The following is a 13,733-nucleotide window of genomic DNA, read 5'->3' as shown; positions in this document are numbered from 1 at the left end:
CGAGGCTAACCGGCGTCGGTGCGTCCGCGTCGGTCCATGCGCAGGGCTGCGTAAAGGACATGGGTGCGCCAGCGCCCGTCGATCTGAAGGTAGCTCTGCGCAACCCCTTCATACTTGAACCCACAGCTTTCCAGCAGGCCCCGAGAAGCCGCGTTTTCCGGCAGGCACGCCGCCTCGATCCGGCTCAGGTCGATGCGGGTAAAGGCATAGTGCACCACCGCCTTGATTGCCTCTTGCATAAAGCCTTGGCGCGCATAGGCCTGCCCCGTCCAATAGCCCAGCGTGCCTGCCTGTGCGGGCCCCCGGCGGATGTTGTCCAGTGTGATCGCCCCGATCAACGCATCATCGCTGCGCCTGAACAGAAACAGTGGCAACGCCGTACCGCTGGCCACAGACCGCTGTGCCCAATAGACCCGATTGGTAAAGGCTTTGCGCGTGAGGTGATCGGTGGCCCAGCTTGGCTCCCACGGGGTCAGATGTTTGGCGCTGGCATGACGCAGGGCAGCCCATGATCGGAAATCGGAATGCGTGGGTGAACGCAGCGTCATCCGCTCCGTTTCGATCCGCAATTTCCGCTTTGCCAAGAGCATCAGGCGGCCCGCTGCTCCTGCAACTGTGCCAGGGATGGCGCTTGGTCGACAGGGCCATAAAGCGCAAGCGCCATCGGGGCTGTGCTCGCGATGTTTTCGGCAAAGCGGCGCACGTCCTCCGTGGTCACCGCATCAATGCGCTCCACAGTTTCGTGCAGGCTTGGCACCCTGTCCCAGATCTGGATCAGCCGCGCCATACGCTCGGCCCGGTTCGACGGGCTTTCCAGCCCCATCAGCAGGCCCGCCTTCATCTGGACGCGGGCACGGGCCACTTCGGCTTCGGACATATCGCTGGCGGCGCGTTTCATCTCGTCCACCGTGATGGTGGCCAGATCGGGGATCTGTTCGGCGGACGTGCCCGCATAGATCGTGGTCATGCCGGTGTCATTGTACGCCCCGGCCTGAGCAAAGATGGTATAGCACAGCCCCCGGCTTTCGCGGATTTCCTGGAACAGGCGGCTCGACATGCCGCCCCCCAGGGCGCTCGCGTAAATCTGAGCCGTATAGATATCGTCGTCCCGGTATCCCGGTGATTCAAAGGCTATGGCAAAATGGACCTGCTCCAGCGACTTGGACTGGCGCACTTCGCCCCCTGCAAATGTTGCGGTGTCCGCGATCAAGGCCGGACGGGGCGTCAGGTGGCCGAACAGGTCCTCTGCCATCCGTACGATGGCGTCATGATCCACGGCACCTGCCGCCGACAGGATCATCTGCTCAGGTCCATAATGCTGGTCGATAAAGCGCGACAGGTCGGCCTGGCCAAAGGCTGACACACGCTCGGACGGGCCCAGGATCGTGCGGCCCAAAGGCTGCTCGGGATAGGCCTGTTCCTGCAACCAGTCAAAGATCACGTCATCGGGCGTATCCAGCGCCTGGCCGATCTCTTGCAGGATCACGCCGCGCTCGACCTCGATCTCGGCCAAGTCCAAAACCGGGTTCAGCAGGATATCGGCAATCACATCCATCGCCAGCGGCACATCGTTTTGCAGCACCCGAGCGTAATAGGCCGTGACCTCGCGGCTGGTATAGGCGTTGATATGGCCGCCCACATCTTCGATCGCCTCGGCAATCTGCAAGGCGCTGCGCCGCTTGGTCCCTTTGAACGCCATGTGTTCAAGGAAATGCGCGATCCCGTTCTGGTCCGCCGCTTCGTGGCGCGCGCCCGCCCCAACCCACACCCCGACCGAGGCAGAGGCGAGGCCGGGCATATGTTCTGTCACGATGCGAAAGCCGTTTTTCAGGCGATGGGTCTGCGTGGTCACTTGGATCGGTTTTCCTTGATATGGGCCATGAGCGCACCAAGGTCATTGGGCACCCGCGTCAGCCGTTCGGCGCGTTCATACAGGTCCGCCATCCGGGGGGGAAGGGGGGGATGAATGCCCGTCGCCGCCTTCACCGCATCGGGAAACTTTGCCGGATGCGCCGTGGCCAGCGTGATCATCGGTGTGCCTTTAACCCGCTGATCCTCCGCGACCTTCACGCCAACCGCAGAATGGGGGCAAAGCAGCTCGGCCGTGGTGTTCAGCGTCTGAGTGATCTGCGCGCTGGTTTCGTCCTCGGACACGCGCCCAGAGGCGTATGTGTCTTGCAGTGTCTGCATCGCCCCTTGGCTCACGTCAAAGCCGCCTGCCTTCAACTCGTCCATCAATTGTGCCACAGCGGCCCCATCCCGGTCATAGGCGTCAAAGAGCGCGCGTTCGAAATTTGAGCTGACCTGAATGTCCATCGACGGACTGATTGAAGGAATCGTCTCGCCCTTGTGGTACCCCTGCCCGCTCAGGCAGCGGTGCAGAATGTCATTCTGGTTCGTGGCCACCACCAGCTTGTCGATGGGCAGCCCTATTCGCTTGGCGATGTACCCTGCAAAGATATCACCGAAATTGCCGGTGGGCACCGTAAAGCTGACCTTGCGCCCAGGCGCGCCCAGGGCCACGGCGGATGAGAAGTAGTAGACAACCTGCGCAAGCACCCGTGCCCAGTTGATCGAGTTCACGCCGGCAAGGCCCACGCCATCGCGGAACTCAAAATCGTTGAACATGTCCTTAAGAGCAGCTTGGCAATCGTCGAAATCACCGTCCAAGGCCAGCGCATGCACGTTGCTTTCCGTGGGCGTGGTCATCTGACGGCGTTGCACCTCGCTGACGCGGCCATGGGGATAAAGGATAAAGACATCCACATTGTCGAGGCCCCGAAACGCCTCGATCGCGGCAGAGCCGGTATCACCGGATGTGGCCCCAACGATGGTCACGCGATCCCCGCGTCGGGCCAGGGCCGTCTGAAACAGCTGGCCGATCAGCTGCATTGCAAAGTCTTTGAAGGCAAGCGTGGGGCCATGGAACAGCTCCAACAGGAAATGTCCCTGATCCAACTGCACCATCGGTGCGCGCGCAGCATGCCCAAAACCGGCATAGGCACGGTCAATACAAGCCCGGAACTCTTCATCGCTGAACGTGTCACCCACAAACGGGCGCATCACGGTATAGGCGATCTGCTCATAGCTTTGGCCCTCCATCGCGGCGATGGTGGCGGGATCCAGCGTCGGAATGGTTTCGGGCACATACAGGCCCCCGTCACGGGCGAGGCCCGACAACATCGCCTCTTCAAAGCTGAGGGCGGGGGCCGTGCCACGGGTCGAGATATAGCGCATAGGTCAGTCTTTCGAGGCGGCGTGACGCCTGGGGCGCCACACGAAATAAGTGGTCATCGCCATCCAGATCGCGGCCAGCGAAAACCAGGTGATGGCGTATTGCAGGTGATCGTTGGGAATGCCAGCGCTGTCTACGGGCCAGGGCGTCACGGCGAGGTCAATTTCCGGCGCTTCGCGCAAAACCACCAGCACCGGATCGGTGTTCAGGGCGGCGGCCATGGCGGGCACGTCTCGGGCAAACCAGATATTGGCGGCGATGTCAGGGGCGGGGGTGAATTCATCGGCCTCATTGGGCGCGTCCAGATTACCAACGACCGTCAGGCGAACCTGGGGTGCGCCACCGACTTCGGCCAATTGAGGCTGCCATCCGGTATCCACCAGGACGCGCGCCCCTTGGGCCAGTTCAAAGGGGCGAATGATGCGGTAGACTGGGCCAATGGATTTGCGCGATGCCAACATGCGGATGTGGCCTTCGGCGAAACTACCTGTCATCTCTACTGGGGCATATCGGCGAAATTCCGGCGCCAGCGCATCCGCCAATGGCACGGGATCAGCGGCAATCTCAGCCTCGATCCGGGCCAGCAGGTCCTGCTTCCAGGCCAGACGCTGGACCTGCCAGACGCCCAGGCTGATCAGGATCGCAGCGCCGCCTAACCCGATTGCCACAAAGAAGATGATGCGCGCCATAACGCCCTCGGCTCCAGCCTCGTGTCCAAAAGAAAAGGCGCGCGAGGGGTGTCTCGCGCGCCGGTGTTTTTACGCCTTTCGGCTGTCACTTCAAGGCGCGATCAGACGCCCCAGAGGTAGACGGCAAAGAAGAGGAACAGCCAAACAACGTCCACGAAGTGCCAGTACCAGGCGGCGGCCTCAAAGCCGACGTGCTTTTCGGGGGTGAAGTGCCCTTTCATCGCGCGGATCAGGCAGACGCCCAGGAAGATGGTACCGATGATCACGTGGAAACCGTGGAAACCGGTGGCCATGAAGAAGTTGGAGAAGAACTTGTCGCCGCCAAATTCCCAGCCTTGTTTCAGCAGGTAGCCATATTCATAGGCTTGCAGACCGGTAAAGAATATGCCGAGCACGATGCCTATGGCCAGACCGTTGACGAGGTCTTTGCGGTTGTTTTCGTGCACCAACGCGTGGTGCGCCCAGGTCACGGCACAGCCCGACAAAAGCAGGACCAGCGTGTTGATCAAAGGCAAGTGCAGCGCATCGACCTGATAGAATTCTGGCGGCACATAGGTGCTGCCCACATATTCGTTCATCGGGTAGATGGCGTGCTTGAAGAAAGACCAGAACCACGCCGCAAAGAACATCACTTCGGACATGATAAAGAGGATGAAGCCATAGCGCAGACCGATCCGCACCACGGGCGTGTGATCCCCGATGGAGCTTTCTGTGACCACGTCAGCCCACCAGCCAAACATGACATAGAGCACGGCCACAAAGCCCATCAGGAACATCCAAGGACCGCTCAATTCGACGGATTTGAACAGGATTGTCATCCCGCCCGACATCCAGACTACTCCGCCAAAGAGCATGCAGAAGGCGGCCACCGCGCCCAAGAGCGGCCAGCTGGAGGGCGCCAGAATGTGGTAGTCGTGATTTTTTGCGTGGGCCATTGTCCGTCCCTCAGTTCAGGTTGGTATCGGCGGCCTGGTCGAGGGCGGCATAGCCTTCGGGCAGGTCGATTTGGTAAAAGGTATAGCTGAGCGTGATCGTATGCACGTATTTTGCGTCGCGGTCCGTCACAATTTCCGGGTCAACATAGAAAGTCACCGGCATCATCACCCGCTCGCCGGGTTGCAGGACCTGCTCTTCAAAGCAGAAGCAGTCGATTTTCGAGAAAAACCCACCCGCCTCGTAGGGGGCGACGTTGTAGCTGGCGGAACCGGCTACGGGTTTGTCAGTGGGATTATAGGCCTCATAAAAGGCCAGCCCCGTCTCACCGATCCGCAATTCCATCTCGCGGACTTCGGGGGTGAAATCCCAAGGCATGTTCCGCTCAAGCGAGGCGTCGAACCGCACGGTGATTGTCTGATCCAGAATGTCGTCAGAGGCCACTTCGCTGATGCCAGGCGTGCCACCAAAGCCCGTGACCCGGCAGAACCAGTCGTAAAACGGCACCGACGCCCAGGCGAGACCACCCATGAACACAACCAGCCCAACCGTCTGCAAGACTGTTTTTTGAGGGGCGGAAATGGCCATTACTGTGTCTCCTCCACGCGGGGCAATTCGAAATCACCGCCAGTAATTTTCACGAATGTCAGCGCCAGGATCAGCACAACAAAGGCGGCCAGCATCAGGCCAACGCCCACGTTGCGACCTTTGCGGCGTTGATGAATTTCATGCTCTGCCTTGATGCTCATGCCCAGATCCCCCAGGCGGCAGGCAACAGCGCCTCGGCCAGAATGGCCCCGAAATGCAGGAACAGATACCACAGCGACAGTTTGAAAAAGCTTTTCTCGACGGCGTAGCCATCGGCTTCGGCCTGCGCCTCGTCCCGGCGCCAAATGTCGTAGGCGCCCTTGAGGAACATGGCGTTCAGAACCAGAGCCGTTGCCAAATATACTGGTCCGCCGATTGAGGTGAACCCGGTGCCGACTGCGAGAATGACAAGCGGCACGGTATAGATCAGGATATGCTTGCGCGTGGACGTGCGCCCATGCGTCACCGTCAGCATCGGCACGCCAGCATTGTGGTAATCCGCCTTCATGAACAGGGCCAATGCCCAGAAATGCGGCGGCGTCCACATAAAGATCAACGCAAACATCAACCACGGTTCAATCGCCATCGAACCCGTCGCAATCACCCAGCCAATGACCGGCGGGAAGGCACCCGCCGCGCCACCGATAACGATGTTTTGCGGGGTCGAGCGTTTGAGCCACATCGAATAGATCACGATGTAGAAGAAGATGGTGAACGCCAGCAGGAATGCTGCCAGGAGGTTCGCGGCCAGTGCCAGCATCATCACGGACATGCCGGACAGGGCAAAGCCCAGTACCTTAGCCTCGTCCGGGGTCACCTTGCCTGCAGGGATCGGGCGTTTGGCGGTGCGGTTCATTACGCCGTCAATATCGGCGTCCCACCACATGTTCAGCGCGCCAGAGGCCCCTGCCCCAATGGCCACGAACAGTATCGAGGCAAAGGCAACGACCGGGTGCACAGCAATTGGTGCGGCGAGCAGGCCAACCAAAGCCGTGAACACGACAAGTTGCATCACGCGCGGCTTCATCAGGGCAAAGTAATCGCCCAAGCTGGCCTCGCCCGTCTGTGCCGTTTGCTGATAGCTGACGTCGGTCATGTAAATCCCATGGGTTGGATCACGCCGTAGGGCGGGGTTCACCCCGCCGCACGCATTCAGTTGGAAGCGACCTGCACAGGCTGCGGCAGTCCAGCGAATTCGGCCTTCGCCTCGGCCAGCCATGCGGCATAGGCCTCTTCGCTCACCACTTTGACCGTGATCGGCATGTAGGCGTGGGCGATGCCGCACAGCTCAGAACACTGGCCAAAATAGATGCCTTCTTTTTCGGCTTCGAACCACAGCTCGGCCAAACGACCGGGAACGGCGTCTTGCTTCACGCCGAATGCGGGAACAGTCCAGGCATGGATCACGTCTGCGCCCGTCACCTGCACGACAACTGTCTTGTTTACAGGGATCACCATTGCGTTGTCGGTGGCCAGAAGGAAGTCTTCACGGCTGTAACCCGCCTCGACCAGTGCGGCCTCGGTCTCGGGCGTCAGGGAATTGTCGCCCCCCGTGGCCGGTGCACCAATCATGTAAGCGTCAAAGCCAAAGCCCTCGTCCACATATTCATAGCCCCAGAACCACTGATAGCCTGTGGCCTTGATTGTCACGTCCGCCTCGGGGATCTCTTGCTGGTGAAACAGCGTCGGCAGCGAGAACGCACCGATAAAGACCAGGATCACAATCGGCACAACCGTCCACGCAATCTCGATCGGGGTGTTGTGGGTAAAGTTGGCGGGCTCAGGGTTCCGCTTGCGGTTATAGCGGATCACGATCCAAGCCATCAGGCCGGTCACGAACAGCGTGATGATGGTGATGATCACCAGGATCATACCATCCAGCCATTGCAGGCGGCGTGCCACCTCGGTCGCGGCGGGCTGAAAGCCCAGAGCACCGTCAATGGGCCTGCCGATGACCTCAAGGTTGTCTTGCGCCCACACCGGGGCCGCGGCCAAAGCGCTGAACACGCCCGAAATCGAGAGAAGCTTTTTCATCTGGTCGTCCTGATCTTGTTGGATCATCCAAGGTTCGGAGAAAGGCCGATACGCGCACCGCAGACCCCGCCCGTTGTATTGTCGGGACTTACAATCATATCTTGGAAACAAGATAAAGGGTTTTGGCCGCGTCAAACGGACGCTTGCGTCAGGAAATTTCACCCCGGCCCTTGAAAAACAAAACAGGAAACTGCCCATGTCTGACGCCCCTTTTGCCCCACTCGACAATGATCTGGCCCGCGACGACGCTCTTGCCATCCTGCGTGAGGCGACCGCAGGGGCCGACGATGGCGAGCTTTTCTTTGAACGCCGCCGCTCTGAGGGGCTGGTTTATGACGATGGCCGCCTGAAAACCGCCAGCTATGATGCGTCCGAAGGGTTTGGCCTGCGGGCCGTGCGCGGTGAAGTGGCGGGTTACGCCCATTCCACCGAAATCAGCGAAAGTGCCTTGCGCCGTGCCGCTGAAACGGCCCGCCTCGCCGTGGGCGATGGTGGCGGCACCCTGGCGGAAGGGCCGCAAGCCACCAATCGCCACCTTTATACCTCTGATGATCCCATCGCCGGTGCCACGTTTCCGGTCAAATTGGAGACCTTGAAGGAGGTCGACGCCTTTGTCCGCGATCTTGATTCGCGGGTTGTTCAGGTATCGGCCTCTCTGGCCGCATCCTTGCAGGAGGTCGAGATTCTGCGCCCCGATGGCGTCAGCGTCCGCGATGCGCGGCCCATGAGCCGCCTCAACATCTCGGTCATCGTTGAACAGAACGGACGCCGCGAAAGCGGATCGGCCGGCGGCGGTGGCCGTGTAGGCCTTGATGGTTTGATTGATCGGGCCGACTGGCAGGCCAAGGCGCGCGAGGCGCTGCGCGTAGCGGTTGTGAACCTTGACGCCGTCCCCGCCCCGGCGGGCGTGATGGATGTCGTGCTTGGGCCCGGTTGGCCCGGCATTCTGCTGCATGAAGCGATTGGGCACGGGCTGGAAGGCGATTTCAATCGCAAGGGCAGTTCCGCCTTTGCAGGCTTGATGGGCGAGCGCATCGCAGCCCCGGGTGTGACCGTTCTGGACGACGGCACGATCCCCGACCGGCGCGGTTCCATCACCGTGGATGATGAGGGGACGCCCTCGGCCAAGAATATCCTGATCGAGGACGGCATTCTGGTGGGCTATATGCAGGATCGCCAGAACGCGCGGCTCATGGGCGTCAGGGCCACCGGCAACGGGCGGCGTCAAAGCTATGCCCACACGCCGATGCCGCGGATGACCAATACCTATATGCTGGGCGGCGACGTGGCGCCCGGCGATATTGTGGCCGATTTGCGCGACGGGATTTACGCCGTGGGTTTTGGCGGCGGACAGGTCGACATCACCAATGGGAAGTTTGTTTTCTCATGTACCGAAGCCTACCGCGTTGAGAACGGTGTTGTGGGTGCGCCCGTCAAAGGGGCGACGCTGATCGGCGACGGGGCCACCGCCCTGAAACAGATCCGCGCGATTGGCAACGACATGGCGCTGGACCCCGGCATGGGCAATTGCGGCAAAGCTGGCCAATGGGTGCCGGTGGGCGTGGGCCAGCCGACGCTGATGATCGGTGGGCTTACTGTCGGCGGATCAGCGGCCTGACTTTGGTTGATTCGGCAACGTTGATCAGACTGTGAACCTCAAGCCTCGCTATTTATGGGGAGGCGCGAGGCGGTGAATTGTTCGCGATCCGTTCTGCCGCCCGTTTCCATCTGACAATACTCAACCAATAGGGGAATTTAGGCGAATGCAGTCGCTTTCCTTCATGCATTGTTAACCTTGCCGATTCTATAACGGTCCCAGCAACGGACGGAGCGTAGGATGACTGAAGACAAGGATACCCATCCTTCTTCCACTCACCCCCCACTCCCACCCACCTCGGAAGACGACCAGTTCATGCGGCTTCGTCTGTTGCGCTCTCGCCGGGTCGGCATTGCGACGTACTACCGTCTGCTGATTGAACACGGCACCGCGCAAAACGCGCTGGCCGCGCTGCCTGAGGTGGCGCGCGCCGCGGGCGTTGAACGCTATTCTATTTGTCCCGAACGCGTCATCCATGCCGAACTCAAGGCAGGGCGCGCAGCAGGTGCCAGGCTGGTAGCACGTGGATCCCGCGATTACCCCTCTGCCTTGGGTGATCTCAACGATGCGCCGCCCTTCTTGTGGGTCATCGGTGACACGCGTTTGATGCACAGGCCGATGATCGCCATGGTCGGGGCACGCAACGCGTCGTCCCTAGGCACCCGGATGGCGCGCAAGCTTGCCTCCGACCTGGGCACTGCGGGATATGTGATTGTGTCGGGCCTTGCCCGCGGCATCGACGCCTCTGCGCATATTGCGGCACTCGAAACCGGTACGGCCGCGGTCCAGGCGGGCGGCGTCGATACGATTTATCCGGCAGAAAACGCCGAACTGGCACAGAACCTCGCCAAGTCCGGTCTGAGAATCAGCGAGCAACCCATGGGATTGCAGCCCATGGCGCGCCACTTCCCCGCGCGCAACCGGATCATTTCGGGCGTGGCGGTGGCCACCATCGTGGTTGAGGCGGCCGCGAAATCAGGCAGCCTGATCACCGCGCGCGACGCCCTTGATCAGGGGCGCGAAGTTCTTGCCGTACCGGGCCACCCGATGGATGCGCGCGCTTCTGGATGCAACATGCTGATCCGCGACGGCGCTACATTGGTGCGGAGCGCGGATGACGTGCTGGAGGCGCTGACACCGCTGGCGACGCGAAACACACCGGAATTGCCGCTCGACATACCGGAGCGGCCGCCGCAAGATCGACGCAGTCTGCGCGAAACGGCCGACCTGCACAGCCAGATCCTGTCCCGCCTCGGCCCATCGCCCCTGGCCGAAGACCAACTGATCCGCGACCTGAACACGCCTGCCTCTGCCGTGGCGCCCGCTCTGGTCGAGTTGGAGTTGGATGGCAGCATCAATCGTGCCCCCGGCGGGCTCTTGTCCCGCGCCAGTTAGGCGCACCGGTGTCCAGGTCTGTTGACAATCGGCACTTGCACCCCACATCTTGCCCGGCCATAGAGCACGTCAAATTTCCTGTCTGAGGTACGTCTGTTAAATGCCTGTCGTCGTTGTCGAATCCCCAGCCAAAGCCAAGACAATCAACAAGTATCTGGGCGACGACTATACCGTTTTGGCCAGTTACGGCCACGTCCGGGACCTGCCACCCAAGGATGGATCGGTCGACCCGGACAACGGATTCGAGATGCTTTGGGAGGTCGCAAGCGACAGCAAAAAGCACATGAAGGCGATCGCCGACGCGCTCAAAGAAGACAATGCGCTGATTCTCGCAACCGACCCCGACCGCGAGGGCGAAGCAATCAGTTGGCACCTGCAAGAGGCCCTGACCAAGCGCAAGTCGATCAAGAAAGACACGCCTGTCAGCCGGGTGACATTTAACGCAATCACCAAAGCGGCCGTGACCGAGGCCATGGCCAATGCCCGACAAGTCGACATGCCACTGGTGGAAGCCTATCTGGCGCGCCGCGCTTTGGACTATTTGGTGGGCTTCAACCTGTCGCCGGTGTTGTGGCGCAAGCTGCCCGGTGCGAAATCCGCCGGGCGGGTTCAATCAGTTTGCCTGCGCATCCTCACCGAGCGCGAGATGGAGATCGAGGCATTTCGCAATCGCGAATACTGGTCCGTCAAAGCGGTGCTAGCGTCCCCGCGGGGACAGGAATACGAGGCACGGCTGGTTAGCCTGGCGGGCAAGAAGCTCGAAAAATTTGATCTGGAGAACCAGACTCAGGCGGAGATGGCCGAACAGGCAATCAGCAGCCGCGATCTGAAAATCCAATCGGTTGAGGCCAAACCCGCTTCGCGCAATCCGTCGGCCCCTTTCATGACCTCGACTTTGCAGCAAGAGGCCAGCCGGAAGTTCGGCATGGGTGCGCGCGCCGCGATGAGCACGGCGCAGCGGCTTTATGAGGCAGGCTATATCACATATATGCGGACTGACGGCATCGACATGGCGCCCGAGGCCGTGACCATGGCCCGCGATGCGATCAAGGATCGGTACGGCGCCGAATACGTGCCCAGCCAGCCGCGCATCTACAAGAATAAGGCCAAGAATGCCCAAGAGGCTCACGAATGTATTCGCCCTACCGATATGGCGAGGGATGCAGCGAGCCTGAAGATTACTGACGATGATCAACGCAAGCTCTATGACCTGATCTGGAAACGAACCCTGGCCTGCCAGATGGAAGGTGCACGGCTTGAGCGGACCACCGTTGAGATTGGCAGCGATGATGGGCAGGTGGGCCTGCGGGCCACAGGTCAGGTTGTACTTTTTGACGGTTTCCTCCGCGTCTACGAGGAAGGCCGCGATGACGAGGTTGTGGACGACGATGACAAGCGCCTGCCACAAGTGACCGAGGGCGAAAAGGCTAACAAACGGTCGGTCACGCCCGAGCAGCATTTCACGCAGCCCCCGCCCCGCTATACCGAGGCAACTCTGGTCAAGCGGATGGAAGAGTTGGGGATCGGACGCCCCTCGACCTATGCCAGCATCGTGACGACGATCCAGGATCGTGGCTATGTCCGTAAGGACCGCAACCGTCTGATACCAGAGGACAAAGGGCGGCTTGTCATCGCCTTTCTCGAAAACTATTTCCGCCGCTATGTGGGGTATGATTTCACCGCCGACCTTGAGGGGCAGCTGGATGATGTGAGCGCGGGGGACCGTGACTACAAGGACGTGTTAGGCCGGTTCTGGCAGGACTTTTCCGCAGCAATCGCCGAGACATCAGAGCTGCGCATCACGGACGTGCTGGAAAAGATCAACGAAGTGCTGGAACCGCACCTGTTCCCGCCCAATGAGGATGGCAGCGATCCGCGCTTGTGTCCGAATTGTGGACTTGGCCGTTTGTCGATGCGCACCGCCCGCTCTGGTGGGGCATTTATCGGGTGTTCGAACTATCCTGAGTGCCGCTATACCCGTGCCTTTGGCCCCCCCGGAACTGAAGAAGACAGCGGCATTCCGCCCGAAGGCAAATTGTTGGGCGAGGATGCGGGCGACAAGATTTACGTGTTCAAAGGTCGCTTTGGTCCTTATGCACAGCGCGGCGAGGTCACGGACGACAATAAGAAACCGCCCCGCCAGTCGATCCCCAAGGAATGGCCACCCACCGAAGTGGACTTGGAGCAAGCCCTGCGCCTGCTGTCGCTGCCCCGCGAGATTGGTCCGCACCCGGAAGACGGTATCATGGTCTGGGCCAATATCGGTCGCTATGGACCTTATATCAAACATGCCCCCTCAACTTCGGATCGGGGTGGCACCAATGCCAACCTAGAAAGCCTCGAAGAGGTGTTTACTGTCGGCATGAACCGCGCGGTCCAGCTGCTGGCTGAAAAGGTCGCAAGCCGCGGCGGGCGTGGTGCGGCGGCCAAACCTTTGCGCGAATTGGGCGAACATCCTGACGAGAGCGGTCCCGTCAATATTATGAAGGGCAAATACGGGCCTTATGTGAAATGGGCCAAGGTCAATGCGACGATCCCCAAGGGCACAGAGCCTGACGACGTGACCATGGAGATGGCCGTTCAACTCATTGCCGAGAAGGCTCCAGCCAAAAAGACGACCCGCAAAAAGGCTGCAACCAAAAAGGCCCCGGCAAAGAGAAAAGCCGCGAAAAAGTCCGCTGCCAAGGAATAAGCTGCGGTGCATCGTTGCCAGGTCTTTTGAAGGGCGCGACTAGGTCGCGCGCCCTTCCAAGTCTGCGACGCGGCTGACGACCTGCCCCAGAATTTCGATCAGCTTGTCCTGATCCACCTCTGACAGAGCGGACAGGAACAGACCCATATTGCGCAAATCCTGCTGGTGGATCGTTTGCGCGACACGCATCCCATCTTCGGTCAGTGTCAGATCATAGGCCCGGCGGTCTTGCGCGCTTTGGGTACGGGCCACATAGCCACGCTTGACCAGTCGTGCGATAACGCTGCTGGCGGTTGTTGGCACTACGCCCAAGGCATCCGCCACGGCTGATGCTCGGGTGCCCGGTGCCTCGCGCAGAAGGCCCAGCGTGTGAAAATCCAATGGATTAAACTTTATCACATGCTGATGCTCAGGTGCTGTCCGTTCGCTCACAAGCATCACGCGCATCAGGACATGCACGTATTCCAGCAGGTGTTTTTCCTTGGTCATGTGGTTTTTTGGCGATCCGGACTTGAACTGACAAGGGGCAATCCCATTTAGTACGATATTCGTATCTTTTAGTACGAATTT

General features: G+C 60.3%; 13 protein-coding genes. 3 read left to right on the top strand and 10 right to left on the bottom strand.

Annotated features, from left to right (window positions below; translation table 11 throughout):
* Positions 1-5 precede the first annotated feature (5 nt).
* From Q1A44_RS09660 to coxB, 9 genes are all read right to left on the bottom strand, one after another.
* Positions 6-590: a GNAT family protein gene (locus Q1A44_RS09660; RefSeq protein ID WP_299623624.1), complete on the bottom strand. Its 585-nt coding sequence runs from the start codon at positions 588-590 to the stop codon at positions 6-8.
* The gene (locus Q1A44_RS09655) at positions 590-1,852 is read right to left on the bottom strand and encodes a pitrilysin family protein (RefSeq protein ID WP_299623621.1); all 1,263 of its coding nucleotides are present in this window, start codon (positions 1,850-1,852) and stop codon (positions 590-592) included. The genes Q1A44_RS09660 and Q1A44_RS09655 overlap by 1 nt, the downstream gene beginning before the upstream one ends.
* Entirely contained in the window at positions 1,849-3,237 is a 1,389-nt protein-coding gene (gene thrC, locus Q1A44_RS09650) for a threonine synthase (RefSeq protein ID WP_299623616.1), read from the bottom strand. Before thrC ends, Q1A44_RS09655 begins: the two co-directional genes overlap by 4 nt.
* A 3-nt stretch (positions 3,238-3,240) precedes the next feature.
* Positions 3,241-3,924 carry an SURF1 family protein gene (locus tag Q1A44_RS09645; protein WP_299623613.1) on the bottom strand — a complete coding sequence of 228 codons (684 nt, stop codon included), beginning with the start codon at positions 3,922-3,924 and terminating at the stop codon, positions 3,241-3,243.
* Between the two features lie 101 nt (positions 3,925-4,025).
* Positions 4,026-4,859 carry a cytochrome c oxidase subunit 3 gene (locus Q1A44_RS09640; protein ID WP_299623610.1) on the bottom strand — a complete coding sequence of 278 codons (834 nt, stop codon included), beginning with the start codon at positions 4,857-4,859 and terminating at the stop codon, positions 4,026-4,028.
* A 10-nt stretch (positions 4,860-4,869) separates the two neighbouring features.
* Positions 4,870-5,445, bottom strand: a complete 576-nt coding sequence (locus Q1A44_RS09635) for a cytochrome c oxidase assembly protein (RefSeq protein WP_299623607.1) — start codon at positions 5,443-5,445, stop codon at positions 4,870-4,872.
* Positions 5,445-5,606: a cytochrome C oxidase assembly protein gene (locus tag Q1A44_RS09630; protein ID WP_299623603.1), complete on the bottom strand. Its 162-nt coding sequence runs from the start codon at positions 5,604-5,606 to the stop codon at positions 5,445-5,447. Before Q1A44_RS09630 ends, Q1A44_RS09635 begins: the two co-directional genes overlap by 1 nt.
* Positions 5,603-6,541, bottom strand: coding sequence for a heme o synthase (cyoE, locus tag Q1A44_RS09625; RefSeq protein WP_299623600.1), 939 nt, complete (start codon positions 6,539-6,541; stop codon positions 5,603-5,605). The genes Q1A44_RS09630 and cyoE overlap by 4 nt, the downstream gene beginning before the upstream one ends.
* 56 nt (positions 6,542-6,597) lie before the next feature.
* On the bottom strand, positions 6,598-7,479 hold the full coding sequence (gene coxB, locus Q1A44_RS09620) for a cytochrome c oxidase subunit II (protein ID WP_299623597.1): 882 nt from the start codon (positions 7,477-7,479) through the stop codon (positions 6,598-6,600).
* Between the two features lie 196 nt (positions 7,480-7,675).
* Between coxB and tldD the strand changes: the two genes are divergently transcribed.
* The 3 genes from tldD (at position 7,676) to topA (ending at position 13,163) form a co-directional block, all read left to right on the top strand.
* A complete protein-coding gene (gene tldD, locus Q1A44_RS09615) occupies positions 7,676-9,097 on the top strand; it encodes a metalloprotease TldD (protein ID WP_299623594.1) in 1,422 nt (473 codons plus the stop codon).
* A gap of 219 nt (positions 9,098-9,316) precedes the next feature.
* Positions 9,317-10,471 (top strand): DNA-processing protein DprA, encoded by a 1,155-nt coding sequence (gene dprA / locus Q1A44_RS09610; protein ID WP_299623591.1) that lies wholly within the window; start codon positions 9,317-9,319, stop codon positions 10,469-10,471.
* A gap of 100 nt (positions 10,472-10,571) precedes the next feature.
* Positions 10,572-13,163: a type I DNA topoisomerase gene (topA, locus tag Q1A44_RS09605; RefSeq protein WP_299623589.1), complete on the top strand. Its 2,592-nt coding sequence runs from the start codon at positions 10,572-10,574 to the stop codon at positions 13,161-13,163.
* A 39-nt stretch (positions 13,164-13,202) separates the two neighbouring features.
* Here topA and Q1A44_RS09600 read toward each other — a convergent pair whose 3' ends face one another.
* Positions 13,203-13,652: a MarR family transcriptional regulator gene (locus Q1A44_RS09600; RefSeq protein WP_299623586.1), complete on the bottom strand. Its 450-nt coding sequence runs from the start codon at positions 13,650-13,652 to the stop codon at positions 13,203-13,205.
* Positions 13,653-13,733: the final 81 nt, after the last annotated feature.

The sequence above is a fragment of the uncultured Tateyamaria sp. genome (assembly GCF_947503705.1).
GTDB lineage: Bacteria > Pseudomonadota > Alphaproteobacteria > Rhodobacterales > Rhodobacteraceae > Tateyamaria.
The sequence above is the reverse complement of the archived record's forward strand: the minus strand, read 5'-3'. Positions and strand labels throughout refer to the sequence as shown.

Bases quoted from the DNA above. Each gene is read 5' to 3' on its own strand.
- Q1A44_RS09660 (WP_299623624.1), bottom strand. From the start codon at position 590: ATGCTCTTGGCAAAGCGGAAATTGCGGATCGAAACGGAGCGGATGACG.
- Q1A44_RS09635 (WP_299623607.1), bottom strand. From the start codon at position 5,445: ATGGCCATTTCCGCCCCTCAAAAAACAGTCTTGCAGACGGTTGGGCTG.
- Q1A44_RS09600 (WP_299623586.1), bottom strand. From the start codon at position 13,652: ATGACCAAGGAAAAACACCTGCTGGAATACGTGCATGTCCTGATGCGC.
- topA (WP_299623589.1), top strand. From the start codon at position 10,572: ATGCCTGTCGTCGTTGTCGAATCCCCAGCCAAAGCCAAGACAATCAAC.
- coxB (WP_299623597.1), bottom strand. From the start codon at position 7,479: ATGAAAAAGCTTCTCTCGATTTCGGGCGTGTTCAGCGCTTTGGCCGCG.
- Q1A44_RS09645 (WP_299623613.1), bottom strand. From the start codon at position 3,924: ATGGCGCGCATCATCTTCTTTGTGGCAATCGGGTTAGGCGGCGCTGCG.
- tldD (WP_299623594.1), top strand. From the start codon at position 7,676: ATGTCTGACGCCCCTTTTGCCCCACTCGACAATGATCTGGCCCGCGAC.
- Q1A44_RS09640 (WP_299623610.1), bottom strand. From the start codon at position 4,859: ATGGCCCACGCAAAAAATCACGACTACCACATTCTGGCGCCCTCCAGC.
- dprA (WP_299623591.1), top strand. From the start codon at position 9,317: ATGACTGAAGACAAGGATACCCATCCTTCTTCCACTCACCCCCCACTC.
- Q1A44_RS09630 (WP_299623603.1), bottom strand. From the start codon at position 5,606: ATGAGCATCAAGGCAGAGCATGAAATTCATCAACGCCGCAAAGGTCGC.
- cyoE (WP_299623600.1), bottom strand. From the start codon at position 6,541: ATGACCGACGTCAGCTATCAGCAAACGGCACAGACGGGCGAGGCCAGC.
- thrC (WP_299623616.1), bottom strand. From the start codon at position 3,237: ATGCGCTATATCTCGACCCGTGGCACGGCCCCCGCCCTCAGCTTTGAA.